This window comes from Cellvibrio sp. (assembly GCF_053579595.1).
The window spans coordinates 9,738-18,455 of the sequence record NZ_JBRFPI010000036.1 but is presented as its reverse complement, the minus strand read 5'-3'; the positions used below and the strand labels follow the sequence as shown (position 1 = coordinate 18,455).

Annotated in this window: 7 protein-coding genes and 1 pseudogene; 3 read left to right on the top strand and 5 right to left on the bottom strand. The window is 49.6% G+C overall.

All coding sequences use genetic code 11. The annotated features are described in order from the left end of the window. Positions 1-642 (top strand): Hpt domain-containing protein (locus ACWA6V_RS03825; RefSeq protein WP_449521254.1); only part of this gene is annotated, 642 nt, incomplete at its 5' end. Positions 643-681: 39 nt separating this feature from the next. Beyond that, complete coding sequence (locus ACWA6V_RS03820) at positions 682-1,833, top strand: response regulator (protein ID WP_449521253.1); 1,152 nt, start codon at positions 682-684, stop codon at positions 1,831-1,833. Here the strand turns inward: ACWA6V_RS03820 and ACWA6V_RS03815 are convergent. Then, on the bottom strand, positions 1,830-2,612 hold the full coding sequence (locus ACWA6V_RS03815) for a sulfite exporter TauE/SafE family protein (protein ID WP_449521252.1): 783 nt from the start codon (positions 2,610-2,612) through the stop codon (positions 1,830-1,832). The two genes, ACWA6V_RS03820 and ACWA6V_RS03815, sit on opposite strands and share 4 nt — an antisense overlap. Before the next feature lie 243 nt (positions 2,613-2,855). Between ACWA6V_RS03815 and ACWA6V_RS03810 the strand changes: the two genes are divergently transcribed. Beyond that, complete coding sequence (locus tag ACWA6V_RS03810) at positions 2,856-4,814, top strand: TonB-dependent receptor plug domain-containing protein (RefSeq protein ID WP_449521251.1); 1,959 nt, start codon at positions 2,856-2,858, stop codon at positions 4,812-4,814. Between the two features lie 12 nt (positions 4,815-4,826). Here the strand turns inward: ACWA6V_RS03810 and ACWA6V_RS03805 are convergent, their stop codons facing one another. From ACWA6V_RS03805 to ACWA6V_RS03790, 4 genes and pseudogenes are all read right to left on the bottom strand, one after another. Continuing rightward, entirely contained in the window at positions 4,827-5,459 is a 633-nt protein-coding gene (locus tag ACWA6V_RS03805; protein WP_449521250.1) for a hypothetical protein, read from the bottom strand. Positions 5,460-5,592: 133 nt separating this feature from the next. Continuing rightward, complete coding sequence (locus ACWA6V_RS03800; RefSeq protein WP_449521249.1) at positions 5,593-6,933, bottom strand: ammonium transporter; 1,341 nt, start codon at positions 6,931-6,933, stop codon at positions 5,593-5,595. A gap of 360 nt (positions 6,934-7,293) precedes the next feature. Further along, a complete protein-coding gene (locus ACWA6V_RS03795) occupies positions 7,294-8,058 on the bottom strand; it encodes a polysaccharide lyase (RefSeq protein WP_449521248.1) in 765 nt (254 codons plus the stop codon). A 131-nt stretch (positions 8,059-8,189) separates the two neighbouring features. Then, positions 8,190-8,718, bottom strand: a pseudogene (locus ACWA6V_RS03790) (hypothetical protein); the annotation flags it as partial.

The following is an 8,718-nucleotide window of genomic DNA, read 5'->3' as shown; positions in this document are numbered from 1 at the left end:
GAAGCCAGCGTGGCTAACACGAATATGATGTTGGATTTGCCCGGTTTTGATATCGCTGGCGCCATGCTGCGCACGGGTGGCAATTGGTCCTTGCTGCGCAAATTGATTATCGGCTTTGTTGCGAGCCAGCAGCATGCCGATACGGAAATGGCAGCGCAACTGGCAGAGGGCGATAGTGAGTCAGTGCGCTTGCGCGCGCACAAAATCAAAGGAACCGGCGCGACTCTGGGTACCGTCCGTCTGGCCGCTGCAGCGGGCGCGATTGATAAGCACATCAAAGATAATCAGGTGCCTGGTGTTGCGTTGATGGAAGAGTTCAGTGCTGCGCTGACGGAAGTGAAATTCGGAGTGGAATCTCTGGAAAAACCTGACCAGCCAATCACCAAGGTTGCAGTGGATTTATCGACAGACACGATCGAAGAAATTCGCACTGCTATCGATGGTGTGGAGCAAAATCTGGCGGTCAATCTGGCCTTGGTCAAACGGCATTTGGCTCAAGTAACAACGCTTTCTATAGGAACTCCATTGGAATCGTTTGCGCAGCAATTGCAGCAGGCTTTTGATCAATTCAGGCAGGCAGATTTGCGCCAATTAATCGCACAATTTCGCGCGCAGCACGCAACGACCAAGCGCCAACAGTAAACAACATTCAACAAAAAAATCATTCAGGGGTCAGTGTTCGTGAATAACGATAATTCAAATACTCGCATTATGATTGTTGATGATTCGCCCGAGCTGATTCATATGCTGCTTGAGGATCTGCAATCAGACTTTATCGTCACCGCCGCCTTAAACGCTGAAGAAGCATTACAACTTCTCGCAGATAACCAATTGCCTGACATCGTATTGCTCGACGTCAATATGCCGGGTATGAACGGCTACGATGCTTGTGAGCAAATCAAGAGTGATCCATTGCTGGCAGATGTGGATATTGTATTTTTATCCTCTAACAATGCCATTGAGGAAGTTGCTCGGGGTTTGGCCGTAGGCGGTGTTGATTATTTAATTAAACCCTATGACCCAGGTGTGCTCAGAACTAAATTGGCGCACATCCAGCGCTTGCGCGAACAGCGTATGCAATGGCGGGCAGATGCAAAAAATGCCAATGAATTGGTCATGACGGTGATCACAGAAACGGGTGCTCTGGGGGTCGTTGTTAATTTCTTGCGCACGAGCCTCGGCCTGGATACGCCGCAAGCACTGATGGATTGCCTGCTGGATAGCTTGCGCAATTATGGGCTCAACGCCATTGCCTATTGGCGCTTGGGTGAATTACTGGAGTGCAATGCGACTGGCGAAATTTCGTCAATGTTGGAGCTGGAATTAGTGGAGCGTTTGCATGGTAGTGCACAGAGCTTACATAAACTCGGTGATCATTTAGTCATGGTGCAGCGGCATACTGTATTGCTAATTAAAAATATGCCCACCGATGAAGTCAAACGCGGGAGTATGCAAGATAATCTTCAAATCATTTTGGAGGGCGTCAATGCGAAGCTCGATTATTTTTTGGCGCAGCATTCACGCATGCAAACAAAGCAGCTACTGATTGATGATATTGCAGCAAATCTTTACGCAACACTCGATGAAATCCGCCTGCGCCAGATCGCCCACAAAGAGCAAAGTATTCAGCTAATTGGTCTTTTGGGTGTCGAGGTAGAGAAGGCGTTTTTTTCGATGGGGCTAACTGAAGCTCAGGAAACAGAAATATTGAGCGCGCTTAATCATCATTTGAATTTATTGGTGGATCAGCTCGAGGCGGGCATGCAGTTTGATGAGGATTTCACCTCGCTGGCGCTGCGGCTATCCAGCGCGGTGAAAAATGCGCTCCACTAAAACAATAACTTGATCCCCACAAACACCAGCATAATCGCTAGTGCCGGGCGCAGGTAGTGATCAGCTACACGATTGGCCAGATGGCTGCCCAAATAAATTCCCGGCAGGGACCCTATCAATAAATTGGCAAGCAGATGCCAATCCACATTGCCCAAACCGGCGTGCCCCATCCCAGCCACCAATGTGAGCGGCACTGCGTGGGCGATTTCAGTGCCGACCAGACGCACAGTTGGCAACAGCGGGTAGAGCATAAATAGGGCAACAGTCCCCAGTGCGCCCGCGCCGATAGAGGTGATGGTGACTACCGCGCCGAGCACGGTGCCAGTGGCAACGGTGGAGATCATTTGCTCGCGGCGGCTCATGCGGGTGATCCAGCTGTTGTTTTTCTGGCTGTAATCAAAAATCTTGCGCTTGAACAAAATCGCCACGGCGGTAAGGATCAAGGCGTAGCCGAGAGTCGTTCTGATAATGTTGTTGAGCGTGTCGGTATCCATACGCAGGCTGTGCAGTGCCCAAAGCGTCAGCGCGGCAGCGGGCAAGCTGCCGAGTGCCAATTCACCGGTAATCTTCCAATCGATATTCTTCTTTTTGTGATGGACATGAATACCACCGGCTTTGGTGATGGCGGCATAGAGCAGGTCTGTGCCCACCGCATTGGCCGGGCTCACGCCAAAATAGAGCAGGATCGGCGTCATCAGCGAACCGCCGCCCACACCGGTCATACCCACAATAAAACCCACTACCAGTCCAGCTACGACGTAGCCAAGTTGAAAATCCATAAAATCCCACCGCCCGGCTGATCAATATTGAACAGCTTGTTTCGCTAAAGTGTTGATAAATAAACAGGTCGCGCAGGCTAGCAGCCAGATGGCGGGATGGCTAATGCTTATTAGTTTGGTACTTATAACCGGAAGTGTTGTTATTTCAGAGAGGTAGGCCGTGGCAATAAATTCATGCAAGTCCCATTCGTCGGCTAGGCTTTAGTCAGTAAGTTAATCATTCACCCTGTTGGTAACCCCTGTATGCGTTTTTCCTGTCGCGATTGGCGAGGCTTGGTGTTATTAATTCTGATACTGGGTGTGCTGCCTGCAGCACGTGTTAACGCCCTGAACAGCACAGAGTTATTTGAATTGTCGCTCAGCGAGTTGATGGATCTACAGGTGGACACTGCCTCTAATCTGAGCAGTTCCTGGCGCTCCCAACCGGGCATTATTACCCTGTTTGATTCAGCTGACATGCGTGCGATGGGCGCTCGTACCCTGCGCGATGTATTGCTCCACATTCCTGGCGTCAGCTTGGGGATGGATACGCAAAATGCAGTCAACCTTGTTGCGCGCGGCAACTGGGCGTTCGAGGGCAAGATCCAATATTTAATTAATGATATGCCGGTGAATGATCTTATCTACGGCACCTTCCCGCTGCCGCCCAATTTTCCGGTCGCGCAATTGGAGCGCATTGAGGTATTGCGCGGGCCGGGCAGTGTTAAATACGGCAACAGCGCGCAGTTGGCGGTCATTCGAATTTATACCCGCGCCCAACAAGAAACCCAAATAACTGTTAGCACTCAAGAATCCGCCAATGTCCTCAGTGTAAATGGCGGTAGCCGTTTCGATGGCGGTGAATTCAGTGTGTCGGGCAGCTTTCAGGATGGCAATTGGGGCAAAGGCAATTGGATCGATTCCCAAGGCACGCGCGCGGATATTGCTACCAGCGATACGCGCGGTAGCAACCTTGTTGCCAATCTCGATTGGTCGGGCACTCAAGTGCGTTTATTTCATCTGCAATACGGTATGGACAATATCCAGCAGTACGGTGTTTATGCTCCTACGGCAAAAATTGATTTTCGCGAAACCAATTTTTTTATCGCGCACGATTTTGAATTGAATCAACAATGGAAATTAACGCCGCGTTTTGGTTATCGCGATGAAGCTAATTGGCGTTCATCCTCGCAAGCGCCGGATTTTGTCTACGATTACGATGTGCGCGCCCGCGCCTGGGATGCACAGCTCGATTCGATTTACCAATATGCGGAAGACGCGAGTATCAGTTTGGGGGTGTACCACCAAACGGAAATAGCGCGTGCAATTAGTGTGGATATGCCGCCGCAAGAATATTTCCCGCCGGATGGCGAATTGCAGCAACAAACACGTGCGATTTATGCAAATTGGGATTTGCGCATCAGTGATTATGACCTTTCACTCGGTGCGCGCGCTTCCCATCACGATTATTCCGGCAGTGCATTTACACCGCGCATTGGAGTGACGCGCGCAGAAAAAAATTGGCATATGAAAATGCTCTATGGCACCGCCTTTCGCGAGCCGGATTTACAAACCAGCAATCCGATTTTTCATCCAGCAACCGAAACGTTGAAAGCGGAGCAAAGTCGGGTAAGTGAAATAGAATATGGCCATACTCTCGGCAAAAAAAGTTATCTGACTCTCTCGCTGTTTGATCAAAAAATTAAAGATGCCATTATTTATTCGTACGAGCCGGGTTACACCAATAACCCGCCAATTAAAACGCGCGGTATCGATCTGCAATATTGGTTTACCGGTGATGTTGTTAGCCTGCGCGCTAACGCGAGTTATGCAAAAGCCAACGACGATGATTTGTTGCCTTACGATGTGCCCAATCATTCAGGGCAGAATATGGGTGCTGCTAACCAAATCGCCAATCTCTGGTTGGGTTGGAAAACACCGGTAGAAAATCTTGGAGTGAATCTGGATTTACGCTATGTCGGCAGCCGCTACGCACAGCAATATTCAGCTGCAGTAGATTCGATTCAAGTACAACAGCTCGCTGCAGAAAAAACCCTTAACCTGAGTTTGACTTACAGTTTTCCAGCAGTGCTCTGGACGCTGGGTGTTAGCAATCTTACTGACGCTAATGTACTTATTCCCCAACCCTATAATGATGTGAGTACGCCTTTTCCTGCAGGTGGCCGCGAATACTGGTTACGCGCAGAAATCACCTTTCAGTAAATATATTTTCAGTTACAACAAACTTTGTACATTGGTTGTTGGATGTTCTTTTTGCACATTGCTCACCGTGCTTTGCAATATCTGGTCAGCTTTGATCGGCCCCAAATATTCACACAGCGCCACATAAGCCAGGTTGATTACCTGCTGCATGGTATTGATATTGGGTGTAGTGCCAGTGAGCGGCGTCATCTGGTTTAACCAACCGTGAAAAGCCCAGCGCTCATGTGTTGGCAATGAAATTTTGGTGAGGTTTTCCAACACGTAGAGACGGATGCGCGTGGAGGCATCACCTCCGGGTGAGTCAATCAGTTGTTCCACCAGTGCCATAAACATCAGCAGTATCGGCGAGCTAGACGTTTTCGCTGCATGAAGGGTGTTGTGTTTGATTGAAGGAGGTTCGGTAGTGCGATGGTGACGGCCATCCTGCATCGATGAAAATGTGCTGACCAACGCTTGTAACATTCGCGAGCGCATATGGGCGATTTCAAGATCGTTACAGAGCTCGCGTAAAAAATGTTGCAGGGCAAACGTAGGTTGGTGGGCGTATTTTTCGTCCCACAGGATTAATGCGTTGGCGAGCGTTTTACCGTTGATAAACGGCATGAGCGCTTCTTCAACCGCTTTACGTTTTTGGCTTGGATTCACTCTGTCGCCTCGTTTCCATGACTGTGTGGTAGTGGTGGTGCAGCTTGGTTATTGATGGTTGCTGTTGTATGGCATCGGTGCTGTGCCTTTTTTCCATCGCCGCTTTTTTAAAATAAATGACGTTATTAAAAAATTATCGCTGTGAATGTAATGCGTCTGCGTTGAGTGCGCGCGTATCCTGAAATTCCGGGTAGCCCAGTTCAGCGTGTTCGGTAAAATCCAAACCGCGCTGTTCGTGTAAGGTGCTGGCGCGGATGCCGATGAGTTTGTCGATCAGGAAGTAACACGGCAGCGCAACACCGAAGCCCCAGGCAAAGGCAACCAGCACGCCTAAACCTTGAATGCTGAAACGTTCGAGACTGAATAAATCCCCCGCGAAAAAAATCCCCGCCGCGAGTGTGCCCCACGCACCACAAAAACCGTGCACGCTCACCGCATCCACCACGTCATCAATTTTAAAGCTGGCGATAAATTTGGGCGCTATGTAGGTAATGATTCCGGAAATAAAACCCGTAACTAATGCAAATTGCGGATCCATAGTGGCGCACCCGGCAGTAATTCCCACCAAACCACCGAGACTGCCATTCACTGTGCCGGTCAATAAAATGGGCTGTTTAAATAACTTGGCGGTAAGCATATAACCCAGCGCACCAGTACAAGCAGAGAGATGGGTATTGAGCGCAATTTTGCCGATGTCTAGATTGGCGGCGAGGGTTGAGCCCGCATTAAAACCGAACCAGCCAAACCACAAGATAAATCCACCCAGTGCCACCATACTTAAATTGTGTCCGGGAATAGTGCGCGACTCTCCGCTCGCCGAAAAACGTCCGAGGCGCGGCCCGAGCACGATAATTCCGGCCAGAGCAACCCAGCCGCCTATCGAATGCACAACGGTTGAACCGGCAAAATCGATAAAGCCCATTTCTTTCAACCAGCCGTTGCCACCGTGGGCGCTGCCCCAAGCCCAGCTGCCAAATACGGGGTAAATTAATCCGGCAATAATGCAGGCACCAATTAAATAAGCGTGAAAATGAATTCGCTCTGCCATGGCGCCGCTTGCGATAGTAGTGGCGGTAGCGGCAAACATCATTTGAAAAAAGATAAATGTCCAATCCCATCCAGCGAGATCACTGGGGAAAAAATGGCTCTCGCCGAACCAACCGGTGTTATTCACACCGAACATCAATCCGTAACCCAGCGCCCAAAAAATCACGCTGCATACACACACATCCATGTAATTTTTCATAATCACATTGACGGAGTTCTTTGCGCGCGCCATGCCACTCTCCACCAAAGCAAAGCCCGCTTGCATTAAAAAAACCAGTACACCGGTAATGACTACCCAGCTGCTATTCAGCGCAGTGGTCGCATCCATAATATTGGGTTCTGCTGCAATACAGTTTGCCCCCAATAAGATTGCACATACCCCAATCGCTATAGACCAAAGCCGCGTAGCCGAAAAAATGAATCGCATAGCCAGTACCCGCAATGAGAATAAACATGGTTTTGCAACTCATGTGCCATCGCGGGGGGAAGTATGTCGTGGTAACGGAATCCGCGCGTTTTAGTCTGAGAGAAATAATCTGGCCGCACTGATATTGTGCGCAGGCGAATTAGTGGAGCGAAAACGTGCACGAAAAAGTGATTTTTTGGGCGTCACTTAATTGAGTCATATGATTTGGTTTTAAGTGGGTGCGATGCTGATAAATAAAGTGGTTGTGTGTTAGCAACCACTAAAAAATTGCTATACCAATCATGCGCAGATTGGGTGGGTAGCCCAAACAGAGTGCAACCTCAAAAAATTGCACTCTATTGGATGGCAAATGCAGGTTAATTAGTGAGTGGTTGGATTGCAGATTTTGCCGACCAAGTGTTTATCTCGCTCCAGCAGTTCAGTGAGATTGTCTGTCTCGATTGCGCCATCAATTAAAATGTCTTCAACGGCTTTCTCTTGTGTACGTAAAATGCCAATCTGGGTAAACATCAAGGCGTCTTTTGCCGGTAAATTTTTAAACTGGTTTTTGCCCATGTGTTTGCCATTGACCCACACTTCTGCCGAACCCAGTTGCGGATCAGTTGACCAATGGATATGTAATGCAACGCGATGCCACTGCCCCGGCGCGGCGCCTTCCGGTAGTTTCCACAGCACCTCTTTTGCGGCAGTTTCCTGAAAACTTAACTCGCTGCCCGCAATATTAAAACGCAGCATTTGTTGCCAGCTTTTATCCGATTCCCAATAACCCAATTCGTGTTTGTGCTCGCTGAGTTTTTTCGGTAGATAAAAACTGAATGCGAAAAAAGTATCCTTGCCTTCGAGAGTATTTCCCGCCGCACGGCGATGATGAAATTCGCTGCGGTTCAAAAACTTATTGCCTTTCCATAAAAAAGAATCGTCTCCAGTCAAACGCACTTTGCCCGCGTATTTCCCATCGAACACGCAGTCGCTGGTGACAGACAATCCTGCGGGATTAATAGGTGTATCCCATTGGGAAATGTCACCGGTTTCAAAATCGCCCTGCCAGAGGATACTGGCGCTGGAAAAATGGGAAATACTGAATAATGCAATTGCACTGCAAATAGATGAGAGTGATTTTTTCATACGGCAGATCCTTGGAATTATTGTTGTTCACTAATGCGGTAGTCAGGGATTTTATGCGAGCGGATAAAACAAAACGCCGATACTGGTGGGCAGTATCGGCGTTTTGTTATCTGCTGTCGATTGGGTGGTAATTACACCGGCTGCGAAATCACCCCGTTGCAAATCGGGGTAAAGGCCGTGAGTTTATCGAGCGTGGCGGCGTTACCGAGACTATTGCCAGGGAAGACGCTGCCAAACTGGTTCTGTGCACCGTGGAGCGCCATGTAATTAAGCACGACGGTTTCCACCAGCGAGTTGACGTTGTTGGCGGCAACGACACCTGAGCCGGTTTCCACATCGCCGCTCGCGCGCATATGTCCGATCTGTTGGTGCACACGCTGGGCATCACTTATGGTATTCGGGTCACTGCTGGTGCCGCCCATCAACACGGCGCGGCGCGCGGGGTTGTAGACGAGGAAGAAGGCAGCGCCGGTCTGTTGGTCGTCGCCGGTCCAGACGCCTTTGCCGCCGCCCGCCATGGAATCATCGATCATGCCGTTGCTGAATACCGAGCCGTCGCTGAATACATAAATCATCACCGGCATACCTTTGCGTGCGGCGTATTCGATGCAGGCGCCAATGCAGCGACCCGCTCGCAGGTCGCGCATTTCGCCGGTGGAA

Coding starts and splice junctions, on each gene's coding strand:
- ACWA6V_RS03815 (WP_449521252.1), bottom strand. CDS start 2,612: ATGGATTTTCAACTTGGCTACGTCGTAGCTGGACTGGTAGTGGGTTTT.
- ACWA6V_RS03810 (WP_449521251.1), top strand. CDS start 2,856: ATGCGTTTTTCCTGTCGCGATTGGCGAGGCTTGGTGTTATTAATTCTG.
- ACWA6V_RS03800 (WP_449521249.1), bottom strand. CDS start 6,933: ATGCGATTCATTTTTTCGGCTACGCGGCTTTGGTCTATAGCGATTGGG.
- ACWA6V_RS03795 (WP_449521248.1), bottom strand. CDS start 8,058: ATGAAAAAATCACTCTCATCTATTTGCAGTGCAATTGCATTATTCAGT.